The sequence below is a fragment of the Lentzea sp. NPDC004782 genome (genome assembly GCF_040609115.1).
Taxonomy (GTDB): domain Bacteria; phylum Actinomycetota; class Actinomycetes; order Mycobacteriales; family Pseudonocardiaceae; genus Lentzea.
The window spans coordinates 235,806-257,431 of the sequence record NZ_JBEXJN010000004.1 but is presented as its reverse complement, the minus strand read 5'-3'; the positions used below and the strand labels follow the sequence as shown (position 1 = coordinate 257,431).

Here is a 21,626-nt window from a genome sequence, read left to right as displayed (position 1 = left end):
TTACACCTGACGTGGATGAAGGCGCCCTTCATCGACCTCAGCGAGCGCCTTCTTGTAGGCGACGTCGAAGGCCTCCTCCTCGGGCACCGCGATGTGCGGGACCACGCCGACGGCTTCCCAGTTCGTGCCGGATATCGGGTTGATCGCGCGGCCGTTGGGGATCGACGACTTGAGGTGCGGGCCGACCCGGTAGCGGTCGCCGGGGTGCGCACCGCCCCTGGTGGTCTCGCCGATCAAGGTGGCGCGTTCGTTCTGCTGGAGGTTGTAGCTCAGCTCCTCGGCGCCGGAGAACGTGCGGTTGCTGGTGAGGACGTAGATCGGCTTCTTGCCGCCGAACTTCGGGCCCGGCACGTGCGGCAGCGTCCAGAACTGCAAGGTGATGTCGTCCGGGCGGTTGTAGATGTCGTTGAGGTGCACGCGCTCGTCGAACAGGTAGCTGCAGATCAACGCCACCGTGTTGGGGTCGCCGCCGCGGTTGTTGCGCAGGTCGATGATCAGCGCGTCGGTGTGGGCGATGAGGTTCATGGCCGCGACGTAGGCGGGCGTGGCGATCTCGGCGGCGTGCAGCAGGCGGAGGTCGAGCAGGCCGACGTTGCCCTCGAGGCGGTCGACCTTGGCGATGCCGAACGCGTCGAGCTCGGCTTCCTTCCGGTAGGCCACCGGGTCCCAGGCCGACGCCTGACCGGTTTCCGGGATCTCGTCGTGGCTGTGGAGCAAACGGAGGTGCTTGTCGCCGTTGACGCTCTGCAGGTCGGTGGTGACCAGGGCGGCGAACGCCTCGTCGTCCACGTCGACGTACGCACCATCGGCCAGCCGGGTGCGCAAGATCTTGGCGATGTCGTTGGCCACGTCAGGAAAAACGTAGTAGGAAGCGAGCTGGGAGCACAGGAGTTCGATCTCGGGTTCGCGCACCGGCACACGATACGAGACGCGCGGAGAACCGCGAGTGGATTTTCGGCGTGAGTAGCGGTGTGCATCCTGACTGGCAGTTCGACCACATCGATCCGTTGCTGGCCAACCCGTTGAACGACGTGCTGGCCGGCCTGCGCGCGCAATGTCCCGTCGTGCATTCCACGAAACACGGCGGGTTCACGGCGGCGCTGACCTACGACACGATCAAGCAGATTCTGGGCGACCACGGCACTTACAGCTCGACGGACGGCATCGCCATCCCGCGGCTCACCACGACAGGGAAGCCTCCGATCGACTTCGACCCGCCGCTGCACACCATGTACCGCAAGATCCTGCAGCGGCACTTCACCCGCACGGCCGTGGCGCAGTACGACGACACGTTGCGCACGTTGGTGCGGCATCGGATCAAGGAGTTGCTCGCCCGCGATGAGGCCGACCTGGTGCCCGAACTCGCGCACTACCTGCCGCCCGTCGCGATCGCGTTGATCCTCGGCATGCCACCGGAGGACGGCGCGTTGTTCCTCGGGTGGGTGGACCGGTTGTTCCTCGCGGCCCGCACCGGCGAGCGGGAGGACGGCGATCTGGCGCTGCGGGAGTTCCGCGAGTACATCGCCGATCAGCTCGACCGGCAGCGCGCGGCGGGCGCGGACACCGTGGCGCTGGCGATCGCGAACGGGACCGTGGACGGGCGTCCGCTGACGGTGGAGGAGCAGATCGGGATGTTCGTGTTCCTGATCATCGCCGGGCACGAGACGACCGTGCACGGTCTCAGCGCGATGCTCTACTTCCTGGCGACCGTGGACGGGTTGCGCGCACGGGTTCTCGCGGAACCCTCGTTGATCCCGCGGATGGTCGACGAGTGCCTGCGGATCGAGTCGCCGGTCGTGGGCATCGCGCGGACCTCCCTGCCCGACGGGCGGCGGGTGCTGGCGGTGCTCAACGCGGCCAACCACGATCCGGCGGTGTTCGAGCGGCCGGCCGAGTTCGACTGCGCGCGCGAACGGAACCCGCACCTGGCGTTCGGATATGGCGTGCACCGGTGCGTGGGAGAGCATCTCGCGTTGCTGGAGATGCGGATCGTCGCCGAGGAGGTGCTCAGCCTGATCCCGGACTACCGGCTCCCGGAGGAGTTCTGTCCACAGTGGAGCGGAGGGAAGATGACCCGGGGCATCGAGTCACTTCCCGTTCAGCTGCGCTGATCCCGCGCCGAGGCGTAGAGGCAGACCGCGGCGGCCGTCGCGAGGTTGAGGCTCTCGGCGGCCCCGTACAGGGGCACCTTCAGCGAGGTGTCGAGCTCCGCCAGCACGTCGTCGGGCAGGCCGTGGGCCTCGCTGCCGAACACCCACGCGGTGGGCTGGGCGAGCTCACCCCTCACCGAGGCTTCGACGAGGTCGTCCTTCGCGTAACCGTCGGCGCCGACGAGACGCAGACCGGCGGCGCGGCAGGCGGCGAACACCTCCGCGGCGTCCCGGGAACGCGCGATCGGCAGGTGGAAGAGCGAGCCCGTGGAGGCGCGCACGCACTTGCCGTTGTGCGGGTCGACCGTGTCGCCGGCGAAGATCACCGCGTCGGCGCCGGCCGCGTCGGCCACGCGCGTGACGGTGCCCGCGTTGCCGGGGTCCGAGACGCCGTGCAGCACGGCGACGAGCCGCGGGGTGCCCTGCAGCGCGGTGTCCAGCGGCTGCGGGACGGCGTCGCACACGGCGATGAGGCCCTGGGGCGTCACGGTTTCCGACAGCGACGCGGCGGCCTTGTCGGTGACGTCGCTGATCCGGATGCCCCGGTCCGAGGCTGCCTGGAGCAGCTCGGCGTTGCGCCCCGCGGCCGTCGCCGTGACGAAGAGCTCGTGGACCTGGCCGGCCCGCCACGACAGCGCCTCGCGCACGGCCTGGGCTCCCTCGACGAGGAAGCGACCTGCCTTGTCACGGCCCTGGCGGCGGGTCAGGTGGCGAGCAGCAACGACCCGAGGCGTCCGTTCGGTGAACGGAGCTGCCTCGGGTCGCGGACTGCGAGCGTGCTGGCTCAGGCCTGGTCCCCGGCCGGAGCGTTCACGTCGGCCGGGAGCGCCTTGCGGGCGATCTCGACGAGGGCCGTGAAGGCGGTGGCGTCGGTGACGGCGAGGTCCGCGAGGATCTTGCGGTCGACCTCGACGCCGCCCAGGCGAAGGCCCTGGATGAGGCGGTTGTAGGTCATGCCGTTCGCGCGGGCAGCGGCGTTGATCCGCTGGATCCACAGCTTGCGGAAGTCGCCCTTGCGCGCACGGCGGTCGCGGTACGCGTAGTTGAGCGAGTGGAGCACCTGCTCCTTGGCCTTGCGGTACAGCCTCGAGCGCTGGCCGCGGTAGCCGCTGGCCAGCTCAAGGGTGGTACGACGCTTCTTCTGGGCGTTCACAGCCCGCTTGACGCGTGCCACGGGTCCATCCTGTCGATCTCATGGGGAGAGGGGTCGGGGCCCTCGCCCGAGTTAGCTAGGGGGTGTCGAAGCGGGTCAGAGACCGAGCAGCTTCTTGATGCGCGGCGCGTCGTTCTCCGACACGACCGCGGTGCCGCTCATGCGACGGGTGACGCGGCTCGACTTCTTCTCCAGGATGTGGCGCTTGCCGGCCTTCTCCCGGACGATCTTGCCGCTACCGGTGACCTTGAAGCGCTTCGAGGTCCCGCTGTGCGTCTTGTTCTTCGGCATTTCCGTCCTCGTCTCGTGCTACCCACCGGGTCGGGGGCGGCCATGCGTCCTTATTCGGCGGCTTCGGCGGCGTCGTCGGCCTCGACGACGTCGTCCTGCTCCTGCTTGACCGGACGCGCCTTGATGTTCTTGTGCGGCGCCAACACCATGATCATGTTGCGGCCGTCCTGCTTGGGGTTGGACTCGACGAAGCCCAGCTCCGCGACGTCCTCCGCCAGCTTCTGCAACAACCGATAACCGAGCTCGGGGCGCGACTGCTCGCGACCGCGGAACATGATGGTCACCTTGACCTTGTTCCCGTGCGAGAGGAAGCGGGCCACGTGGCCCTTCTTCGTCTGGTAGTCGTGCGGGTCGATCTTCGGCCGGAGCTTCTGCTCCTTGATGACGGTCAGCTGCTGGTTGCGGCGAGATTCACGAGCCTTCTGAGCGGTCTCGTACTTGAACTTGCCGTAGTCCATGAGCTTGCAGACCGGAGGTCGAGCCTGCGCGGCGACCTCGACGAGGTCCAGATCCGCTTCCTGCGCGAGTCGGAGTGCGTCCTCGATGCGAACGATCCCGACCTGCTCGCCGTTCGGTCCGACCAGACGGACCTCGGGCACGCGGATGCGGTCGTTGATGCGCGGCTCGGTGCTCGCGGGAGCACCTCGGTTCGAGGGACTTGTCATTCACGTCCTTTGCGACTCGTTTGCGCCAAAAACAAGAGCCCCGTCGTCGACGACGACAGGGCCCGCTTCCGACCGATCGCAAACCTGAACACTCGGGCACCCGTGTGCGCCCTGTCGCCAGGAGGACCGGACCCGGCCACCTCTTGAGGCGGTGAACGCGGGTGGGAGCGGGGCTCCACTTGCCGCTCTCGCATCAACGAGAGCTGGTCGCGTCGGAAATAGTAGCAGACGCCGTTGTCAACCCCCGAATCGAGGACCCGCGCGGCCGTCTTGCTTGAATGGTGCCCGTGACCGATCCGCTTGAAGGCAGTGTTGACGACGGCATCCGCGACCTGGGCGACGTCCCCAGCATCGAGGTGATCAGCCGGGCTGCCGTGATGCTGCTGTCCGCCTCCGCGGAGCGCCTCGGCCTCGCCGACCCGGACCCGGACAACTCCCCGCGCCGCGACCTGGACGAGGCCCGCCGCCTGATCACCGCCCTGGCCGGCCTGGTCACCGCCTCCTCCGAGTACCTCGGCCCGCACGCCGCGCCGCTCAAGGACGGGCTGCAGTCCGTGCAGCGCGCCTTCCGCGAGACCTCGGTCGTGCCGGACGAGCCCGGTCAGGGCCCCGGTGAGAAGTACACCGGTCCCGTCTACTGATCTGCCCGGACGACGACGGGCTCCCACGGTTCGGCCCTGACCTGGAACACCGCGCTGGCCCGCTGCCCGGTCGCCGCGCGGAAGGTGATGGCCGAGCCGTTGTAGAGGGGTCCCACGTCCAGGTGCTCGGCCGGGGGCTCGTTGTGCTGGGACAGGCCCAGCACCCGGCTGCCCGGCACCACCGACACCGTGAGCTGCTCGATGACCGCGGGCCCGCCGAAGTAGCTGAGCCGGAACTCGTCGGGCGCGCCGGGCGTGATGGCGAACGTCGGCATGCCCCTCCTCATGCGTTCCGCGGCGACGGTCTCCGTCAGCTCGTTGACCTGCTGGGTCGCCTGCTGGGCGGTGAACTGCGCCTCGTCGGCGAGCATCCGGGACGCCTCGGCCGCCTCCTGCGCCTGCGCGGCGGCCTTCCTCGACTCCTCCAGCGCCTTCTTGGCCTCGTCCAGCGCCGTCCTGGCCTGCAGCGCGCTCGTCGCGGCCTGCTCGACGGCCCTGCGCGCGGCCTGCGCCTCCTCCTGGGTCTGCCTGGCGGCCTCCTGGGCGTTCTTCGCGGCGTCCTGAGCGTGCTTCGCCTCTTTCGCCTGCCACAGCGAGACGGCCACGGCGCACATCGCGACGACGGCGGCGATCACCGCGAGCGCGATCATGCCCGCACCCCCAGTGCCGCGAGCTGCCTCTTGGCCAGCTCGTCGATGACGTCGGTGTCCCCGGTCCGCCAGCCGACCGCGGGGTCGCCGGAGAACTTCGCGAGCTCCCTCGGCTTCAGGCCGGTAAGCGCTCTCAGGGCGAGCAGGTCGGGTTTGTCGCGGAGCTTCGCCGTGGTGCCGGCCCGGAACGCGTACCTGAGCCGCAACGGCAGCCAGGTGATCAGCAGGAACAGCACGGGGATCGCGACGAGGGCGACGGCGAGCCAGAACGCGGTGTCCTGCACCACCCCGATCTGGGCGTTGCCGACCCCGATGAGCGTCTCGCCCGCCTTGGTGCCGTTGCCCAGCGCCCCCGCGAGGTCGTTGCCCACGAACGGCACGCCCTTGGCCTTGCCGGCGGCGTTGGTGAAGACGTCGCGGATGTCGCCGCCCGCGTTGACCAGGCCGTCGCCGGGCGCTCTCAGTTCGAGCACCCAGTCGTGGGCGGTGGTGGCCACCCAGATCCAGACCGCCACCCACGCCACGGCGAGGAGGTCGGCGATCAGCTGACGCGTGAGCCTGCCCGGTCTGTCCGCGTACCACTTCATACGCGGGATGTTGCCATGCGAAGCATCTGCCGCCGAGTGACCGGGTCACTACGCCGTGGTGATGAGCCGGGCCCAGTGCTCACCCGGCTGCCGCTCGATCCAGCCGCCGTACAGCAACGACCAGCGCCGGTTCGGCTCGCCCCAGAACTCGTTGACCCCGCGCAGCGCCTCCTCGCGGGACAGGCCCAGGCGTTCCAGCGCCGAAGCGGTGTCGGCCATGACCGTCTCCTGCTCGTCGTTGGACGCGTACAGGAAGTCGGTCTGCTCGGTGCTCAGCAGCATCAACGGCCGCTCGTCGTCCTCGAACCCGGTCAGGTCCGGCGCCACCGCGCACAGGGAGACATGCGTGGTGACCGGAATGACGTCGTCGTACGGCTCGGAGATGGCGAACAGCGCGGTGGCAGGCCGGTCAGCCGCCCGCAGGCACGCGCGCGCGTAGGCCATCGAGACGGCGAACAGCTCGGTCAGGTCGTCCTGGCGGGGGATCTCCAGGCTGGTGATCTCCCGCTTCGCCGCCGTGTCGGCCAGAGCCGCCGGCAGGAGCGTGTCGCCAGGCCTGATCGCGTGCAGCGCCGCACGCATGCGGACGTTGGCCTTCTCCGATATCAACCACGGCCTCCAACCGGCGACGGCGTGCCTCCGGGCGGAGGCACGCCGTCAAGCAAACACCGATCAGTCGACGACGGCCAGCGCGTCGATCTCCACCAGCAGACCGGCCGGCAGTCCGACGTAGACGGTCGTGCGGGCGGGCGCGGGCTCGGTCACGAACTCGCCGTAGACCTCGTTCAGCTCCGCGAAGTGCGCGGTGTCGGTGAGGTAGACGCGGATCATCACCACGTCGTCGATGGACGCGCCACCCGCGGCCAGCACGGCGTTGAGGTTCGCGAACGTCTGGCGCGTCTGCTCGGCGACGGTCGTGCCGACGATCTCGCCGGACTTCGGATCGAACGCCACCTGACCCGCCACCTGCAGGATGTTGCCCTTGCGCACACCCTGCGAGAACTTCGCCACCGGCTGCGGCGCGTCGGCGGTCCTGATCTCAACCTTGGACAACGGACTTCCCCTCATCTTGGAACGTAACCGCACTCGACAGAGGCAGCTTCTGCAGTGGCCAGCAGGTCTGGGAGGTGACCGAGGAGCCCGTCGAAGTCGAGCAGCACCTTGGGCACCGACATCGACACGGCGGCGAGCACCTCGCCGCGCGCACCCCTGATCGGGGCGGCGATGCAGTGGATGAAGTCCTCGTGTTCGGCGTTGTCGATCGCGTACCCGTTGGCGCGCACGCGTTCCAGCTCCGCGAGGTACGCCGTCGGGCCGATGATGGTGTTCGCCGTCAGGCGCGGGAACTCCATCGTGGACAACACCTTCTGCAGCGCGGCGGCGGGCAGGTCGGCCAGCAGGACCTTCGCCACGGCCGTGCAGTGCAACGGTGCGCGACGGCCGATGCGGGAGTACATCCGCATCTGATGTCTCGACTCGTACTTGTCGATGTAGATCACCTCACCGTCCTCGTAGGACGCGAGGTGGACGGTGTGGCCCAGGCGGGAGTTGAGGTCGCGCAACGCGGGCTCGGCCGCGCGCCGGACGTCGCGTTCCTCCAGAGCGCGGTTGGCGAGGTCGAACAACGCCGTGCCCAGGCGGTAGTGGTGCACGCCGTCGCGCTGCACGAACCGGTGTGACTCCAGCGTGCGCAACAGCCGGAGCGTCGTCGACTTGTGCACGCCGATCACACCGGACAGCTCGTCCAGCGTCTTCGGGCCCGTCGCGAGCTGGCTCACCAGCGTGAGCGCGCGGTCGAGGCTCTGGCTCATCTACACCTCCAGGCGGGCGGACGCCCAGGTCTGCGGGTCGGCGTGCAGCAGCGGAGCTGTCACGTCGTCCGGCAAAGGATCTCCGACGTCCTCCGCGGTCAGCAAAGCGGCGGCCGCCTGCAGGTGCCCGGCCCGCAGCCGGACCGACGGGGTCTGTCCCGCGAGGGTCGCCGCGAGGAAACCGGCGGCGAACGCGTCACCGGCCCCGACCGGTTCCACGACCTCGACCTTCAACGCCGGTTCGAAGTGCGACGACCCGCCTTCCAGCAGCGTCGCGCCCTCCGCGCCCTGCTTCACCACCAGCGACGACGGGCCGGGCAGCAGCGTCCGCAGCCGGGCTGGATCACCGGTCCCCCACACCAGCTCGGCCTCGTCGGAGCCCGCGAGCACGACGTCGGCCAGGTCCGCGAGCTCGCGCAGCACGCGCGGGTCGCGGTCGGCCCACAGCGCGGGCCGCCAGTTCAGGTCGAACGAGATCCGGAAGCCGTGCCGCGGCCGCCGCAGCAGCTCGCGCATCAGCGCCAGGCACGAGTCGGACAGGGCGGCGGTGATCCCGCTGAGGTGCACCAGCCGCACGTCGCGGAGGCCCAGCCGGTCGATCATCTCCAGCCCCATGCCGGACGCCGCCGAACCGCGCCGGTAGTAGCGCACCGGGCTGCCGTGCGGCGAGGCCTCCTTGACGTAGAGGCCGGTCGGGCGGGTCGGGTCGACCCGCACCCGCGAGATGTCGACGCCGAAGCCGCCGACCGCGTCGAGCACGGCGCGCCCGAACGAGTCGTCGCCGACCGCGCTGACCCACGACGACCGCACGCCGAGGCGGGCCAGGTGGATGGCGACGTTGGACTCGGCGCCTCCGACGGCGCGGTGCCACGTGCGCACCAGATGCACGGGGCCGGGCTCAGCCGGAACCATCATCACCATGGTCTCGCCGAGACACACGACACCGCCGACGTGTTCGAACCGCATGCGTGCTCCAGAGGTGTTCGTTGACGGCGGCGCACCCGAATGCTACACACTCCAGCATCACATCGCGCAATGGGAGTTGCAAAATATGCAACAACTGATGGAGATGGACCTCTCGGCCGTCGCCGACATCCGTTCCGAACGGATCAGCTGGCGGTTCAAGGGCCTGCCGTCGAGCACCTTCGGTTCGACCGTCGGCGAGGTCGCCGACCGGCGGCTGGACCTCTTCGCCGACGAGTTCGTCGGACCGCTCGTCGTACTGGACGCGGACGCGTTGACGCACAACCTCACGACGATGGCCAAGTGGTGTGACAACCACGGCGTCAAGCTGGCGCCGCACGGCAAGACGACGATGGCGCCGCAGCTCTTCCAGCGGCAGGTCGAGCACGGGGTCTGGGGCATCACCGCGGCCAACGCCTCGCAGGTGCGCGTCTACCGGGCGTTCGGGGTCTCGCGCGTGCTGCTGGCCAACCAGCTGCTCGACCCGGCCGCGCTGCGCTGGCTGGTCGCCGAGCTGGACCACGACCCGCGCTTCGAGTTCAGCTGCTGGGCCGACTCCGAGGCCGGGGTCGCGCTGATGAGCGAGACGTTGCAGGAGCTGCAGCCGTCCCGCCCGGTCGACGTGCTGGTCGAGCTCGGCGCTCCCGGTGGGCGAACCGGCGCGCGCGACCTCGACACGGCGCTGGCGGTCGCACGGGCGGTGGACCAGAGCCCGGTGCTGCGACTGGTGGGCGTCGGTGGCTACGAAGGCGCACTGGCCCACGACGCCTCCGAGTCATCGCAATCCATTGTGGACCGATATCTGAGTGACCTGCGCACGCTCGTGCTGCGGCTGGCCGACGCGGGACTGCTCGACGAGCTGGACGAGGTGATCGTCACCGCAGGTGGCAGCGCCTACTTCGACCAGGTGGCGGCGACGCTGACGCAGCCGTGGCCCGTACCGGTGAACCCGGTGCTGCGCAGCGGCGCGTACATCACGCACGACGACGGCTTCTACCGCGGGATCTCACCGTTCTCGCGCATCGACGGCGTGGAGCCGTTCAGAAGTGCTTTGCGCGCATGGGCTCAGGTGACGTCACGGCCGCAGCGCGACCTGGCGCTGCTGACGATCGGCAAGCGCGACGCGTCGTTCGACGAGGGCCTGCCGGAACCGCAGCTGGTGCGCCGCCGTGACGGTGCGATCGCGCCGTTGACCCAGGCGAAGGTCACCGCGCTGAACGACCAGCACGCGTTCCTCTCGCTCGGCGCCGAGGCCACGGTCCGCGTCGGAGACTGGGTCGGCCTCGGGCTTTCCCACCCCTGCACGGTGTTCGACAAGTGGCAGCTGATCCCGGTCGTCGAGGGCACGACCGTGGTCGACCTGATTCGCACCTACTTCTGATCGGAGCACACCGATGGAGGACGTCGTCCTGCGCGGACCGCTGATCGCAGACGGCACTGGTACACCCGCGTACCGCGCGGATGTGGCGATCAAGGACGGCGTCATCTCGGAGATCGGCCACGGGCTCACGGGCAGGAGGTCGATCGACGCGGACGGGCTCGTGCTCGCGCCGGGGTTCATCGACATGCACTCGCACTCGGACCTGCGGGTCCTCGCCGAACCCGACCACCTGGCGAAGGTCTCGCAGGGCGTCACGACCGAGGTGCTGGGCCAGGACGGGTTGTCGTACGCCCCGGTGAACGACGAGGTGCTGGCGACGTTGCGCGGCCAGCTCGCCGGGTGGAACGACGACCCGCCGGGCTTCGACTGGAACTGGCGCTCGGTCGGCGAGTACCTCGACCGGCTCGACCGGGGCATCGCGGTGAACGCCGCCTACCTGGTGCCGCAGGGGACTTTGCGGATGCTCGTCGTCGGCTGGGACGACCGGCCGCCTTCCGAGTCCGAGGTGGACAGGATGAAGTCGGTCCTCGCGCAGTCACTGGCCGAGGGCGCGATGGGCATGTCGTCCGGGCTCACCTACACGCCGGGCATGTACGCGGACACGTCCGAGCTCGTACAGCTGTGCGAGGTCGTCGGGCAGCACGGCGGGTTCTACAGCCCTCACCACCGCAGCTACGGCGCCGGCGCATTGGAGGCGTACGCCGAGATGGTGGACGTCTCCCAACGCTCCGGCTGCCCGTTGCACCTCGCGCACGCCACGATGAACTTCCCGGTGAACAAAGGCAGGGCGCCCGAGCTGCTCCGGTTGCTCGACGACGCCATGGCCGGCGGCGCGGACATCTCGCTGGACACCTACCCGTACCTGCCGGGCGCGACCTACCTCAGCGCGCTGCTGCCGTCGTGGGCCACGGAAGGCGGGCCGGAGCAGGCACTCGCCCGTTTGTCCGATGTGGACACCCGCGAGCGCATCCGCGCCGAGATCGAGGAAACCGGGTCGGACGGCTGCCACGGCGTACCGGTCGACTGGGACTCCATCGAGATCAACGGTGTGCGCAACGACCACAACGCGCACCTGGTCGGCGCCAGCGTGCACGCGTCGGCGCTGCGGCTGGGCCGCGCACCGGCCGAGCTGTACTTCGACGTGCTGGTCGACGAACGCCTGGGAACGTCGTGCCTGATGCACGTCGGCCACGAGGAGAACGTGCAGGCGATCATGAAGCATCCGGCGCACACGGGCGGCAGCGACGGCCTGCTCGTGGGCGACCGGCCGCACCCGCGCGCGTGGGGGACGTTCCCCCGCTACTTCGCGCGCTACGTCCGCGAGCTGGGCGTGCTGAGCCTGGAGGAGTGCGTCGAGCACCTCACCGGCCGAGCGGCCAAGCGTTTGCGGCTCACCGACCGGGGTCTGGTCCGCGAGGGTTTCGCGGCCGACCTGGTGCTGTTCGACGCCTCGACGATCGCCGACACGGCGACGTTCGAGCAGCCTCGGCAGCAGGCCGCCGGCATCCCGTACGTGTTCTGCAACGGGGTGACGGTGATCGACGACGGAACCGCCACCGGCGCATTGCCAGGCCATTCACTCAGGAGCCGCCCGTGATCAACTGGTTGCAACACTCAACAGGGGGTCTGCTCACCCTCGCGGTAGTCAGCATCGCGGTGCTGCTGCTCCTCATCATCCGGTTCAAGGTCGAGCCGTTCATCGCGTTGATCGTGGTCGCGCTGGGCGTGGCACTGGCCGCGGGCGTGCCGACCGAGACGCTGGTCGGGTCGGCGCAGAAGGCCTCGGACTCGTTGCTGGAGAAGGGCTTCGGCGGCATCCTCGGCCACATCACCGCGATCATCGGTCTCGGCACGCTGCTGGGCGCGATCCTCGAGGCGTCCGGCGGCGCGCAGGTGCTGATGGACAAGCTGATGCACGCGTTCGGCGAGAAGCGGGCGCCGGTCGCGATCGGTCTCGCCGGTCTCATCTTCGGCGTGCCGGTCTTCTTCGACATCGGCATCTTCGTGCTGGCACCGCTGGTCTACGTGGCGGCCAAGCGCAGCGGCAAGTCGATCGTGCTGTTCAGCATGCCGTTGCTGGCGGGCCTTTCGGTCATGCACGCGTTCATGCCGCCTCACCCGGGACCGGTGGCGGCGGCCGGTCTGCTCAAGGTGTCGCTCGGCTGGATCATCATCATGGGTCTGGCGGTGGCGATCCCGTCGTGGTTCGTCGGCGGTGTCCTCTACTCCTACTGGATCGGCAAGCGCATCGACGTGCCGGTGCCCGAGGAGATGCTGGTCGCGGCCGAGCAGGCGAAGGCCGAGAACGGCGACCGGGAGCCGCCGTCGCTCGGGCTGGTGCTCTCGATCATCGGCCTGCCGCTGGTGCTCATCCTCGCCGGCACGTTCGGCTCGATCCTGCTGCAGAAGGGCTCGCGGGCGTACTCGGTCGCCACGTTCTTCGGCACGCCCGCGGTGGCGCTGACGATCGCGGTGCTGCTCGCGTTCTGGCTGCTCGGCTTCCGGCGCGGCATGACGCGGGACAAGATCGCGGAGATGGCCGGCGCCTCCCTGCGGCCGGTCGCCATGATCCTGCTCGTGGTCGGTGCCGGTGGCTTCTTCGGCGCGGTGCTGGCCGCGACCGGCATCGGCAAGACGCTCGCCGGCGAACTTTCGGACCTCGGCCTGCCGGTGATCGCACTGGCCTACGTGATCAGCTGCGTCATCCGGATCGCACAGGGCTCGGCGACGGTCGCGATCGTGACGACCGCGGGCATCGTGGCGCCGGTGGTCTCGGACCTGCACTACTCGCAACCGCAGCTCGCGCTGGTGGTCATGGCCATCGCGTCCGGTTCGATCATCGCCTCGCACGTCAACGACGGCGGGTTCTGGATCGTGTCCCGGTACTTCGGCCTTTCGGTGAAGGAAACGCTGCAGTCGTGGACGGTGCTGGAAACCATCCTGTCCGTGGTCGGTTTCGTGGTCGCCGCACTGCTCAGCCTGGTCGTCTAATCGGACACAACTCAACAAGTTCGAACGCTTGACATCGTGAGCCCTGCATCACAGGATCGGCGCATTGTTCATTTGTGTTCGATGTGGACGGGGCCCGCATGAGCAACAGGGAGGTCGTGCACCTGCACGACGACACCTCCAGCGTGGTGATCGAGGTCAGGGGCACCGGGTTGCCCGTCGTCACGCACTGGGGGCGATCGCTCGGCGACGTCGGCCAGGACGCCCTGCGCACCCTGGCCGACGTGGTCACCGGCGTCGTCCCCAACAGCTCACCCGATCACGCGGTGGCACTCACGCTGCTGCCCGACGCGAGCGCGGGACACCCCGGTCGTCCCGGCCTGCGCGGGCACCGCGGCGGTGAGCACTTCGCGCCCGCGCTGACGGTGACGACCCACTCGGTCGAGGACTCGGCCTTCCGTTACACGGCCGAGGATTCCGCGGCCGAGCTGACCGTGACCGGTGTGCTGGAACTGGCGCCGTCGGGGATGCTCCGACTGCGCCACACCGTGCGCAACGACGGCTCGACCCCGTACTCCCTGGAAGCGCTGGAGACCGCGCTGCCGACCCCGGCCCACGCCACCGAGCTGCTCGACTTCACCGGCCGATGGGCACGCGAACGCTCGCCGCAACGGCACCCGTTCTCCTACGGCACCTGGCTGCGGGAGAACCGGCGCGGCCGCACCGGACCCGACGCGACCATCGGGCTGCTCGCCGGGACGGCGGGGTTCTCGTTCCGCTCAGGTGAGGTGTGGGCGCTGCACGTCGCGTGGAGCGGCAACCACGTGACGTACGCGGAGAACATCCCCGACTCGACGCCGTTCCTGGGCGGCGGAGAGCTGTTGCTGCCGGGCGAGATCGTCCTGGCGCCAGGCGAGACGTACGAGTCGCCGTGGCTGTACGCGGCCTACTCCCCCGAGGGCATCGACGGCATCAGCGCGGCCTTCCACCGTCAGCTGCGCGAACGGACCCTGCGTCCTCGCCCCGTCGTGCTCAACACGTGGGAAGCCGTCTACTTCGACCACGACCTCGCGCGGCTGACGTCGCTCGCCGACACCGCCGCGGCCATCGGTGTGGAGCGGTTCGTGCTGGACGACGGCTGGTTCCGGCACCGCCGCGACGACACCGCGGGTCTGGGCGACTGGTACGTCGACGAAACCGTGTGGCCCGACGGCCTGACCCCGCTGATCAAGCACGTCCGCGCGCTGGGCATGGAGTTCGGGCTGTGGTTCGAACCCGAGATGATCAACACGGACTCGGACCTGTACCGCGCCCACCCGGACTGGGTGCTCGGCCCGCGTCCCGGCGTGCTGCCGCCGTCGTGGCGCAACCAGCAGGTGCTCAACATCGCGCACCCCGAGGCCTACGCGTACATCCTCGACCGCGTGTCGTCGGTGTTGTCCGACAACGACATCGCGTTCGTGAAGTGGGACCACAACCGCGACCTGATCGCCTCGCGGGTGCACGACCAGACCGAGGCGTTCTACCGGCTGCTGGACGAACTGCGTGCCCGGCACCCGCACGTGGAGATCGAGAGCTGCTCGTCCGGCGGCTCCCGGATCGATCTCGGCGTGCTGTCGCGCACCGACCGCGTGTGGACCTCCGACTGCAACGACGCCCTGGAACGCCAGCTGATCCAGCGGTGGACCGGCGTGTTCCTCCCTCCGGAGCTGATGGGCGCGCACGTCGGTCCGACCCACTCGCACACCACCGGCCGGGTGCACGAGCTGTCGTTCCGGGTGGCGACGGCGATGTTCGGGCACTTCGGCATCGAGTGGGACATCAACTCCGCGACCGACGCCGAGCGCGCGGGCCTGCAGGCGGCGATCGAGTACTACAAGGACGTGCGTTCCCTGGTGCACAGCGGGGTTTCGGTGCACGCCGACCACCCGGACCCGGCCGCGTGGGTGCACGGCGTGGTCGCCCCCGACCGGTCCGAGGCGCTGTTCTGCTACGCGCAGATCGCGACTTCGGTGCAGCACAAGCCGGTGCGGGTGCGCTTCCCCGGTCTCGACCGCACGCGGACGTACCGGCTGACGTTCGACGCGCCCGCCGGTCTGCCGAAGCTGATCGGGCGGGAGGGCAAGTGGGACCCCATCTCGTTGCCCGGCTCCGCGCTCGCTGACGTCGGCATCCAGCTCCCGGTGCTCGAACCGGAGCAGGCGATCCTGCTGCGCCTGCGCTGACACGTGATGAACGGCGCATTTGTCCACCTGACGTGAACAAATGCGCCGTTCATCGTTTTCCTTATCGGCCGGCGCGACTTCCGTCGGCCTTCGTCGCCCACCACTTGCCGCCAACGCCCTGTCCGTTGGCATCGCCGCAGACCTTGTCACCTGAGAAGAGGTACTGCGGCCATCCTGCGATGGTGAGCTGTTTTCTCCCGTCCCGCTCGATCGTCCCCACGAGCGAGGAATCCACGCCCTGCACCTGGAAACCCTCGTTGACGTAAGCGGGCGGCCACTTCTCCGCGCACGCGCCTGAGCAGTTGCTCGTCGGCGGCGTCGCGGAGTCGTCGTCGAACCGGTAGAGCGTCATGCCGCCGGAGTCGGTGGCGACGACGCCGAGGTCCTTCACGGTCGCGCTGGTGAGCGCGATCGCCTTGTTCTGCTGGGCTTTCTTGCCGTCGGTGGCGGTGGCGAACCACTTCGGCACCGTCACGCCCTTGGCCTCACCGGGCTTGGTGTCGCCCGAGAACGTGTACTGCGGCCAGTTCGCGACCGTGAGCTGCTTCTTGCCGTCCTTGCGGGTGATCGTGCCGAGCAGCTTCGGGTCGACGCCCTTCACCCGCGGCTTCTCGCCCTCCACGGTCACCGGCGGCCACGTCCCGGCACAACCACCGTCGCAAGTGGACTCACCGGGTTTGTCACCGTCGAACCGGTAGAGCGTGAGCCCCGCGTTGTTGGTCAGCACCGCGCCGAGTCCCGCGATGACACCCGTTCGCGCCGTCAGCTGGGTGCGTTCACCGCTCTTGCCGGTGACGAACCACTTGCCCTGCAGACCCTGCCCCTTGGTCTCACCGGGCTTGGCGTCCTTGGAGAACCGGTACTGCGGCATCCCGCCGACGGTGAGCTGGCGGCTGCCGTCCTTGCGGACGAAGCTGCCGACCAGCGCCCGGTCGACGCCGGTCACCGCGAAGTTCTCGTCGGCGACCGTGGCGGGCGGCCAGGTCGCGGCGCACTCACCGTCGCAAGTGGACTCGTTCGGCTTGTCGCCGTCGAACCGGTAGAGCGTGAAACCCCTGACGTCGGTGACCACCGGCCCGAGGTCGTCGATCTCGGTGACGTTCAGCGCCACCGCGCTGTCCCGCTGCTGCGCGACCGGCCTGCTCTGCGGCGTGGTGGTGCAGGCGGTCAGCGGGACCAACCCCAGCGCGACGACCGCAACACCGCTGCGGATCATCTTCTTCTTCCTGGTCACGTCCCACACACGTACAGCAAGCCAGTTCGGTTCAACCGAATTTCTCAGAACATCGCGCGCTTGAGCGCAGGCACGGCGCTCGCGGTCCGCAACACGGTCTTGAAGATCGTCCGCGCCACCGGGCTGCCGTCCGCGAACTGCTTCGCGGCCCGCAGCGAGTCCCGGACCGCCCCGAACCCGTAGTCGTACATCTCCTTCTCGTACCGGGCGATCGAGTCACCACCTTCGGCGATGCACCGCGCGAGCAACTGCGCGTCCCGCAGTGCGGTGTTCGCGCCAATGCCCCGCATCGGTGTCATCGCGTGGATGGCGTCGCCGAGCAACGTGACGTTCGTGGGCTGCCACCGCTCGACGGGCTTGGACGAACGGATGCGCCACTGGTTGATCGTCTCAGCCGGGGAGGCCGCCACGATCCGGCTCAGCTCGGGACTCCACCGCGAGATCCGGCCCAGCACCTCCCGTTGCAGGTCCTGTCCGTCGTGGACGGTCAGGTCCGCGGCCGCGTAGGCCCACATCAGGTAGGGACGCACGTTGTCGAACAACGGGTCGTCCGGGTTGTCGGTCACGCCCAGCCCGTCGTGCGCTACCAGGAACATCCCCGCCCGGCTGGTCGGGATGATCGAGTTGGCCCGCACCACCAGGTCCCGCGGCACCCAGTCGTGCTCGTCCAGCATCAGCTTGCCGGCGATCGCCGTGACGCCGACGTCCTCGGTGCCCGCGTGCGGCAGGTACTGCTGACGCACCAGCGACCGGATGCCGTCCGCGCCGACCAGCACGTCGCACCGCGCCGTCGTCCCGTCCTCGAAGTGCAGCGTGATGTCCTCACCCTGCTCGTACCGCACGAACCGCTTGCCGAACTCGACGTCCAGGCCGTCCAGCAGGACCTGCCTGAGCGTGATCCGGCTCGCCGAGTAGTGCTGCTCGTCGTCGGGGTCGAGCACCAGCAACGGCTTGAGCTGTTCGGTCAGAAAGCCAAAACCATTGCCGCCACTTCCAGCGCTCTGCTCGAATCGTTCCCAGTTCGCCGCGGGCAGGCACTCCCGCAGCGCGGCTGCACCGTGCGGGTTGATGTGCACCCGATACCCCTGCAGGCGGTCCGTGCGCGAGAGATCGCGCTCGTACACCGCCACGTCCACGCCGGCCTTGCGCAACCCGTGCGCCAGGCACAGCCCGCCGATCCCTCCGCCAACCACCGCGATTCTCATGCCACCCAGTTTCAACCGCACGGTTGATTAAGTCAACCCGTTGGTTGAAAACAACCCGTCAGCTACCGTGTGGCCGTGGATCAACGCCGCTCACCCACCGCTTCGGAACGCAAGCGCGACCCGGAACGCACGCGGGCCCGCATTCTGGAGGCGGCCGCGGCGGAGTTCGGCGCCAAGGGCTACGCGGCCACCCGCACGACCGACATCGCGGCACGCGCGGGCGTGAACAAGCAGCTGATCTCGTACTACTTCGGCGGCAAGGAAGGCCTGTACAAGGAGCTCGCGACCAGCTGGCACACCACGGCGGCCGAGATGGCTCACGAAGCGCAGCCGCTGGACGTGGTCCTGGCGAGCTTCGTGGCGACCACGCTCACCGACCAGGGCCGGCTGTGGGCGTGGTCGAACCTGGCAGGCGACACTCCGCCCACCGACGAGGCGTTCCTGCGCACCCAGGTCGACCAGCTGCGCGCCCGCCAGGCCGCCGGCGAGCTGCCCGCGGACCTCGACCCCGGCCTGCTGCTGCTGGCACTGATGGCGGCCGCCTCCGCGCCGTTGACCCTGCGACACACCGCGAGCCAGATCACCGGTGAGGACCCCGCGACGCCGGAGTTCGCGCAGAAGTACGCGGAACAGCTGTCGTTGCTGGTGCGCCACCTGTCCGGCCGAACCTGACTTCTTTCGCACCCGAACTCGCTACCCTGCGGTTCATGGACGAGATCAGGCTTTCCGCGTCGACCGCGGGAGACGAGCTGTCGCCGTCGACGTCCGCGGCGATCAGGAAGGCGCAGGAGAAGCTCGACGAGAAGCCGGTCACGCACAACCTGTCCGGCGCGCAGGGCGTCATCATCGGCGACAACGCGCAGCAGACCAACAACTTCGGCTGACGCGTGGACCTGCGTGGCGCCCAGGGCGTGATCATCGGGGACAACGCGCGCCAGTGGAACACGTTCTGGATCGAGCTGCCGAAGAGCGTGCGCCGGCTGCTGATCGTCCTGCTCGTCGGCGTGCTGGTGGCCGGGACCGGGTTCGTGGCCGTCCGCTGGGTCATCCCGATGTTCGCGCCCATCTACAAGACGACGTTCCTGATCGACGCGGCCGAGGGCGACCTGGCCAGCGTCACGAACGCGTTGACGACGGTCGTCGGCAACTCCGGTGAGCACGACTCGCAGTCGCTGCGCAGCTTCGGCGGCGAGTGCGGCACCGACGACAACACCACGCAGCTCGTCGGGTTCGGCACCGGCAACCGGCAGGAGATCGCCCAGGCCGCCCGGACGGTGCGGCAGGGCGCGAAAGCCACGCTGCAGCGCGGAATCGTCGAGGCGGTCAACGACTTCACCCCGCCGTTGTCGCTGAAAGCCAAGCAGGTCAACCGGATCATCGTGGTCACCAGGCACGGCACGGACGCGTGCGACCCGGACGACGAGTTCGTCCAGGCCCAGATCCGGGAGCGGGTCGCGGCTGCCGGGCTCACCGTCGAGTTCCGGTTCATCGGCTACCAGGTCCGCGACGAGCAGCGGTTGAGGGACCTGACCACGCAGCTCAAGACGCAGGCACCGACGTTCACGGACACGCCGGAAAAGCTGAAGGACGCGCTCGCCTGGTTCACCACCATCGAGCCGGTGCTGCGGTCGTCGCAGTCGGTCGTCAACGTGCTCAACCCGACCGTCGAGAAGCTCAACTCGGCGACCGCGGCGCTGAAGGACGGCCGGTTCGACCTGGCCGAGAGTGCGTTGAGCGAGGCGCGCGACGCCGTCGTCGACATCGAGATCAAGGACCTCGACGGCCGCACCGGTTCCGCGGACGCGGTGCGGTTGCGCGACATGGCGGTGCGGCTGCGGACCCTGCAGGCGGCGGTGATCAAGGCCGCCGACGCGTTGCTCGACCAGGCTCGTTCGGGGCGGAACCTGACGGAGCCGCTCGCCGTCTACACCAAGGCCGCCGAGGCGTACAACGCCGAGGCGCGGGAGATGACGGACGTGCTGACCTCGTTGCGCGCGAAAGGTCCAGGGGGAACGGGATGAAACGCCGGTGGCTGGTGGCGGGCGCCGTGGTCGTGGTGCTGGGGCTGGTCGCCGGTGGCCTGTGGGTGTTCCTGCCACCGGACCACCGCACCACGTTCCTCGTCGACGCCTCCGAGTCGGCAGATTTCCGCGAGGTCGCGGATGCCGTCGGTTCGGCCGCGTCGAACATGTCGAGCGACGACTCGCTGGCGCTGCGCCGGTTCGGTGGCACGTGCGACACGCCGGACACCGCCGAACTGGTGCCGCCCGGCACCGGCCAGGCCGCGAAGATCGGCGAGGCGGCCCGGTCGATCACCCCGAGCGGCAAGGCGACGCTGCTCGACGGCATCCTCGCGGCGATCGACGACTTCGCGCACGTCTACCCGTTCCGCGGCTCCAAGACCAACCGGGTCGTGGTGGTCGCGCGGGGCGGCGCCGACGCGTGCGGCAAGAGCGCCGACGAGGTCCGGGCGATCATCGACCAGCACACCACCCAGGCCGGTGTGAAGATCGACTTCCGGTTCGTCGGGCATCGGCTGACTCCCGAGCAGATCAAGGTCCTCAACGAGATCGCGGCTGCGACCGACGCGCAGAAACCACGCCTCACCAAGACCTCCGACGAGCTCGTCACCACGATGAAGGAGGTCTCGGTCCCGACGGAGCTGGCGGTCAAGGAGGTCAAGGTGTCTCCGTGCGACTCGGTGACACCTGACGTGCTCATGGCCGCGCACCCGCTGGGAAGCAGCGCGCAGAGGAAGTCCTACTACTTCGACATCAAGTGTCAGCAGGACCGGTACGTGTTCGCGAAGGCGCAGACCGATCCGCAGTACACCGACACGCTGTTGCTCGACTTCGAGCTGAAGGACGGGAAGTGGCAGAACCTCGACTCGGGGACGGAACTGCCGTGCGGCACGATTCCGAAAGAGGTCTGGAAGGCCTGGGACTTCCCCTGCCTCGTCGAACCGGTCGTCTGCCGCGACACGCAGGGCAACAAGGTCATCGACCTGAACGGCGTCGGGTGTCCTGCGGCTCTTGACATCGCGGACCGCTACAAGGCGGCGATCGACGGCGGGCAGGCGCAGGGTCAGGGCCTGTTCTGGGAGTCCGGCGAGTGGTCCTGCTCGTGGCCCTACGAGGACGGGTACGCGCACTCCCAGGTACCGCAGAAGTGCGTGAACACGGACAAGATGGTCGTGCAGCTGGGCGACTACCGGTGACGGTCAGGACTCGCTGGCCGCGCGCTCGGCGAGGATCTGCTTCAACCCCCTGAGGCCGCCGCGCATCATCACGTCGTGGTTGCCCCGGAAGAACGGCCTGCCGAGCAGCACCAGCCGGCGCAACAGCGGCTTGTTGACCACGACCTCCTGGTCGAACACGAGGTCCGTACCACCGTCCCGGCCGATGATCTCCCAGCTCGCGAAGCCTTCGAGATCACCGGACAGCTGCGCGCGCAGCAGCCCGGCCTGCTGGTTCGCGATGCTGTGCCGCACCTGCACGACGAGGTCGAACGGCAGGAACGACCGGCATCGGAGGATGCCGGACTCCTCGTCGATCTTGGTCGTCGACCGGACCTCTGGCCACCACTTCGGGTAGTTCTCGATGTCCGACAGCACGTCGTACACGGCTGCCGGAGACGCGCAGACGTGCCACACGCTGCGGAACCGGTAGTGGTTGAGTGACACGGGCGCCATCATCCCGGATAGCTCGTTCAGGTGACAGGT

At 69.0% G+C, this 21,626-nt stretch carries 24 protein-coding genes; 10 read left to right on the top strand and 14 right to left on the bottom strand.

Annotated features, from left to right (window positions below):
* Positions 1-912, bottom strand: a complete 912-nt coding sequence (locus tag ABZV40_RS06055) for a S41 family peptidase (protein WP_355436528.1) — start codon at positions 910-912, stop codon at positions 1-3.
* A 47-nt stretch (positions 913-959) separates the two neighbouring features.
* Between ABZV40_RS06055 and ABZV40_RS06050 the strand changes: the two genes are divergently transcribed.
* Positions 960-2,111, top strand: a complete 1,152-nt coding sequence (locus ABZV40_RS06050; RefSeq protein ID WP_355436525.1) for a cytochrome P450 — start codon at positions 960-962, stop codon at positions 2,109-2,111.
* Here ABZV40_RS06050 and ABZV40_RS06045 read toward each other — a convergent pair.
* From ABZV40_RS06045 to infC, 4 genes are all read right to left on the bottom strand, one after another.
* Positions 2,099-2,938, bottom strand: coding sequence for an RNA methyltransferase (locus tag ABZV40_RS06045; RefSeq protein WP_355436604.1), 840 nt, complete (start codon positions 2,936-2,938; stop codon positions 2,099-2,101). The genes ABZV40_RS06050 and ABZV40_RS06045 overlap by 13 nt on opposite strands.
* Complete coding sequence (gene rplT / locus ABZV40_RS06040; RefSeq protein ID WP_112272480.1) at positions 2,935-3,324, bottom strand: 50S ribosomal protein L20; 390 nt, start codon at positions 3,322-3,324, stop codon at positions 2,935-2,937. Before rplT ends, ABZV40_RS06045 begins: the two co-directional genes overlap by 4 nt.
* Before the next feature lie 75 nt (positions 3,325-3,399).
* On the bottom strand, positions 3,400-3,594 hold the full coding sequence (gene rpmI, locus ABZV40_RS06035) for a 50S ribosomal protein L35 (protein ID WP_109640906.1): 195 nt from the start codon (positions 3,592-3,594) through the stop codon (positions 3,400-3,402).
* Positions 3,595-3,644: 50 nt separating this feature from the next.
* The gene (infC, locus tag ABZV40_RS06030) at positions 3,645-4,259 is read right to left on the bottom strand and encodes a translation initiation factor IF-3 (RefSeq protein WP_355436521.1); all 615 of its coding nucleotides are present in this window, start codon (positions 4,257-4,259) and stop codon (positions 3,645-3,647) included.
* Between the two features lie 287 nt (positions 4,260-4,546).
* On the opposite strand from infC, the gene ABZV40_RS06025 reads away from it, so the two are divergent.
* The gene (locus ABZV40_RS06025) at positions 4,547-4,900 is read left to right on the top strand and encodes a DUF1844 domain-containing protein (RefSeq protein WP_355436518.1); all 354 of its coding nucleotides are present in this window, start codon (positions 4,547-4,549) and stop codon (positions 4,898-4,900) included.
* Here the strand turns inward: ABZV40_RS06025 and ABZV40_RS06020 are convergent.
* The 6 genes from ABZV40_RS06020 to ABZV40_RS05995 all read right to left on the bottom strand — a co-directional run bounded on the left by ABZV40_RS06020 (position 4,894) and on the right by ABZV40_RS05995 (position 8,914).
* The gene (locus ABZV40_RS06020) at positions 4,894-5,550 is read right to left on the bottom strand and encodes a hypothetical protein (protein WP_355436515.1); all 657 of its coding nucleotides are present in this window, start codon (positions 5,548-5,550) and stop codon (positions 4,894-4,896) included. The two genes, ABZV40_RS06025 and ABZV40_RS06020, sit on opposite strands and share 7 nt — an antisense overlap.
* Positions 5,547-6,137, bottom strand: a complete 591-nt coding sequence (locus ABZV40_RS06015) for a hypothetical protein (RefSeq protein WP_355436512.1) — start codon at positions 6,135-6,137, stop codon at positions 5,547-5,549. The genes ABZV40_RS06020 and ABZV40_RS06015 overlap by 4 nt, the downstream gene beginning before the upstream one ends.
* Positions 6,138-6,185: 48 nt before the next feature.
* Positions 6,186-6,746, bottom strand: coding sequence for a hypothetical protein (locus tag ABZV40_RS06010; protein ID WP_355436509.1), 561 nt, complete (start codon positions 6,744-6,746; stop codon positions 6,186-6,188).
* Positions 6,747-6,809: 63 nt separating this feature from the next.
* Entirely contained in the window at positions 6,810-7,190 is a 381-nt protein-coding gene (locus ABZV40_RS06005) for a Rid family detoxifying hydrolase (protein WP_355436506.1), read from the bottom strand.
* Positions 7,191-7,201: 11 nt separating this feature from the next.
* Positions 7,202-7,948: an IclR family transcriptional regulator gene (locus ABZV40_RS06000; protein ID WP_355436503.1), complete on the bottom strand. Its 747-nt coding sequence runs from the start codon at positions 7,946-7,948 to the stop codon at positions 7,202-7,204.
* Complete coding sequence (locus tag ABZV40_RS05995) at positions 7,949-8,914, bottom strand: sugar kinase (RefSeq protein WP_355436501.1); 966 nt, start codon at positions 8,912-8,914, stop codon at positions 7,949-7,951.
* A gap of 85 nt (positions 8,915-8,999) precedes the next feature.
* Between ABZV40_RS05995 and ABZV40_RS05990 the strand changes: the two genes are divergently transcribed.
* The 4 genes from ABZV40_RS05990 to ABZV40_RS05975 all read left to right on the top strand — a co-directional run bounded on the left by ABZV40_RS05990 (position 9,000) and on the right by ABZV40_RS05975 (position 15,466).
* Positions 9,000-10,292, top strand: coding sequence for an amino acid deaminase (locus ABZV40_RS05990; RefSeq protein ID WP_355436498.1), 1,293 nt, complete (start codon positions 9,000-9,002; stop codon positions 10,290-10,292).
* 13 nt (positions 10,293-10,305) lie between these two features.
* Positions 10,306-11,889: a D-aminoacylase gene (locus tag ABZV40_RS05985; RefSeq protein ID WP_355436496.1), complete on the top strand. Its 1,584-nt coding sequence runs from the start codon at positions 10,306-10,308 to the stop codon at positions 11,887-11,889.
* Complete coding sequence (locus ABZV40_RS05980; RefSeq protein WP_355436493.1) at positions 11,886-13,283, top strand: gluconate:H+ symporter; 1,398 nt, start codon at positions 11,886-11,888, stop codon at positions 13,281-13,283. The genes ABZV40_RS05985 and ABZV40_RS05980 overlap by 4 nt, the downstream gene beginning before the upstream one ends.
* Before the next feature lie 98 nt (positions 13,284-13,381).
* A complete protein-coding gene (locus ABZV40_RS05975) occupies positions 13,382-15,466 on the top strand; it encodes an alpha-galactosidase (RefSeq protein ID WP_355436490.1) in 2,085 nt (694 codons plus the stop codon).
* Positions 15,467-15,527: 61 nt separating this feature from the next.
* Here ABZV40_RS05975 and ABZV40_RS05970 read toward each other — a convergent pair whose 3' ends face one another.
* Positions 15,528-16,700, bottom strand: coding sequence for a hypothetical protein (locus ABZV40_RS05970; RefSeq protein ID WP_355436487.1), 1,173 nt, complete (start codon positions 16,698-16,700; stop codon positions 15,528-15,530).
* A gap of 44 nt (positions 16,701-16,744) precedes the next feature.
* Positions 16,745-17,905 carry an NAD(P)/FAD-dependent oxidoreductase gene (locus ABZV40_RS05965; RefSeq protein WP_355436484.1) on the bottom strand — a complete coding sequence of 387 codons (1,161 nt, stop codon included), beginning with the start codon at positions 17,903-17,905 and terminating at the stop codon, positions 16,745-16,747.
* A gap of 75 nt (positions 17,906-17,980) precedes the next feature.
* Between ABZV40_RS05965 and ABZV40_RS05960 the strand changes: the two genes are divergently transcribed.
* The 4 genes from ABZV40_RS05960 to ABZV40_RS05945 are packed head-to-tail and all read left to right on the top strand — an operon-like array spanning position 17,981 to position 21,122.
* Positions 17,981-18,577: a TetR family transcriptional regulator gene (locus ABZV40_RS05960; protein ID WP_355436481.1), complete on the top strand. Its 597-nt coding sequence runs from the start codon at positions 17,981-17,983 to the stop codon at positions 18,575-18,577.
* Between the two features lie 35 nt (positions 18,578-18,612).
* Complete coding sequence (locus tag ABZV40_RS05955) at positions 18,613-18,789, top strand: hypothetical protein (protein ID WP_355436479.1); 177 nt, start codon at positions 18,613-18,615, stop codon at positions 18,787-18,789.
* Between the two features lie 3 nt (positions 18,790-18,792).
* On the top strand, positions 18,793-19,926 hold the full coding sequence (locus tag ABZV40_RS05950) for a VWA domain-containing protein (protein ID WP_355436476.1): 1,134 nt from the start codon (positions 18,793-18,795) through the stop codon (positions 19,924-19,926).
* A complete protein-coding gene (locus ABZV40_RS05945) occupies positions 19,923-21,122 on the top strand; it encodes a hypothetical protein (RefSeq protein ID WP_355436473.1) in 1,200 nt (399 codons plus the stop codon). Before ABZV40_RS05950 ends, ABZV40_RS05945 begins: the two co-directional genes overlap by 4 nt.
* Positions 21,123-21,125: 3 nt before the next feature.
* Here the strand turns inward: ABZV40_RS05945 and ABZV40_RS05940 are convergent, their stop codons facing one another.
* On the bottom strand, positions 21,126-21,587 hold the full coding sequence (locus ABZV40_RS05940) for an SRPBCC family protein (protein ID WP_355436470.1): 462 nt from the start codon (positions 21,585-21,587) through the stop codon (positions 21,126-21,128).
* Positions 21,588-21,626 lie beyond the last annotated feature (39 nt).

Coding starts and splice junctions, on each gene's coding strand:
- ABZV40_RS05945 (WP_355436473.1), top strand. CDS start 19,923: ATGAAACGCCGGTGGCTGGTGGCGGGCGCCGTGGTCGTGGTGCTGGGG.
- infC (WP_355436521.1), bottom strand. CDS start 4,259: ATGACAAGTCCCTCGAACCGAGGTGCTCCCGCGAGCACCGAGCCGCGC.
- ABZV40_RS05955 (WP_355436479.1), top strand. CDS start 18,613: ATGGACGAGATCAGGCTTTCCGCGTCGACCGCGGGAGACGAGCTGTCG.
- ABZV40_RS06020 (WP_355436515.1), bottom strand. CDS start 5,550: ATGATCGCGCTCGCGGTGATCGCCGCCGTCGTCGCGATGTGCGCCGTG.
- ABZV40_RS05965 (WP_355436484.1), bottom strand. CDS start 17,905: ATGAGAATCGCGGTGGTTGGCGGAGGGATCGGCGGGCTGTGCCTGGCG.
- ABZV40_RS05990 (WP_355436498.1), top strand. CDS start 9,000: ATGCAACAACTGATGGAGATGGACCTCTCGGCCGTCGCCGACATCCGT.
- ABZV40_RS06015 (WP_355436512.1), bottom strand. CDS start 6,137: ATGAAGTGGTACGCGGACAGACCGGGCAGGCTCACGCGTCAGCTGATC.
- ABZV40_RS05995 (WP_355436501.1), bottom strand. CDS start 8,914: ATGCGGTTCGAACACGTCGGCGGTGTCGTGTGTCTCGGCGAGACCATG.
- ABZV40_RS05985 (WP_355436496.1), top strand. CDS start 10,306: ATGGAGGACGTCGTCCTGCGCGGACCGCTGATCGCAGACGGCACTGGT.
- rpmI (WP_109640906.1), bottom strand. CDS start 3,594: ATGCCGAAGAACAAGACGCACAGCGGGACCTCGAAGCGCTTCAAGGTC.
- ABZV40_RS06000 (WP_355436503.1), bottom strand. CDS start 7,948: ATGAGCCAGAGCCTCGACCGCGCGCTCACGCTGGTGAGCCAGCTCGCG.
- ABZV40_RS05975 (WP_355436490.1), top strand. CDS start 13,382: ATGAGCAACAGGGAGGTCGTGCACCTGCACGACGACACCTCCAGCGTG.